Annotated in this window: 2 protein-coding genes and 1 pseudogene; 2 read left to right on the forward strand and 1 reads right to left on the reverse strand. The window is 59.4% G+C overall.

Annotated elements, in window-relative coordinates:
• Positions 1 to 487: SOS response-associated peptidase family protein (locus MKK60_RS05595; protein ID WP_243984220.1), on the forward strand; the 487-nt coding region annotated here is incomplete at its 5' end.
• Between the two features lie 5 nt (positions 488 to 492).
• Here the strand turns inward: MKK60_RS05595 and MKK60_RS05600 are convergent.
• Positions 493 to 852, reverse strand: coding sequence for a c-type cytochrome (locus tag MKK60_RS05600; protein WP_243984222.1), 360 nt, complete (start codon positions 850 to 852; stop codon positions 493 to 495).
• 112 nt (positions 853 to 964) lie between these two features.
• Between MKK60_RS05600 and MKK60_RS05605 the strand changes: the two are divergent.
• Positions 965 to 1,176, forward strand: a pseudogene (locus MKK60_RS05605) (glutathione-dependent formaldehyde dehydrogenase); the annotation flags it as partial.

Below are 1,176 nucleotides of genomic sequence, written 5' to 3' on the forward strand. Positions count from 1 at the left end.
CTTCCCCTCGCCGTCGAGCAAGGGGCCGCAGCACCCGGTCACGAACGTGCGGAACGTGAGGTCGCCCTACTGGCGCCCGTGGCTGAAGCCGGAGCAGCGCTGCCTCGTGCCGGTGTCCTCGTTCAGCGAGTACGCGGACACGAAGCCGCGCAAGACCCCCGTGTGGTTCGCGCTCGATGAAGACCGGCCGTTGTTCGCCTTAGCCGGGATCTGGCGACCCTGGACAGGCGTGCGCGGTCCGAAGCGCGACGAGCCGGTGGAGGAGAAACACCGGCTCTACGCCTTCCTCACGACGGAGGCGAACGGCGTCGTCGGGCCGGTGCATCCGAAGGCGATGCCGGCGCTGCTGACCACGCCGGAGGAGTGGCGCATGTGGCTGGGGGCGCCGGTGGAGGAGGCTTTGTCTCTACAACGGCCCCTGCTGGACAAAGAGATGATGGAAGTGGAGCGCGGCAAGCGCACCGATACTGCTCAAAGCCGCGCTTAGAGCAGCTACTTCTTTGTAGCCAGGTAAGCGATTAGATCGTCAATTTTTTTGTCGTCCGGGTAGCCCGCAAAAATCATCTTCGTGCCGGGGACTTTGGCCTTAGGGTTTTTCAGCCATTCGTGCAGATTAGCTTCATCCCAAGTGATACCAGATGATTTCATAGCAGCCGAATAGTTATATCCTTCCTCAGAAGCTGACTTGCGCCCGACTACACCTGTCAGGTTCGGACCTACACCGTTTTTTCCAAACGCATGACACGCTTTGCAGGGAGCAAAGGCTTTCTCTCCTGCTACGATATCACCCTCAGCATGAGCGGCCATCGGAAGAAGAATAGTTGCTAGGGCACCGACGACAAAATGGCGCATGAATTTTCCTCGTAAAATGTTGTTAACGTCATCGCATCAGCTAAGGAAAAAGCTCGTATAACAACCTACCCGCGACGTTATGCAGGCCTTCAGTGGCGCAAATAAAGTTTCCGTGGTGCCCTTCACGGTCTGCTGCGGCGAGTGTCGCCAGTGCAAGTGGGGCAACTGGAGCTGCTGCGAGCGCACCAATCCAAATGGAACGATGCAGGCCAAGGTGTTCGGCTATCCGCTCGCCGGACTGTTCGGCTTCTCGCACCTTACCGGTGGCATACCCGGCGGCCAGGCTGAGTACCTGCGGGTGCCCTACGCCGACATCGGCGTAGG

The organism is Methylobacterium sp. J-092 (assembly GCF_022829325.1).
Lineage (GTDB): Bacteria > Pseudomonadota > Alphaproteobacteria > Rhizobiales > Beijerinckiaceae > Methylobacterium.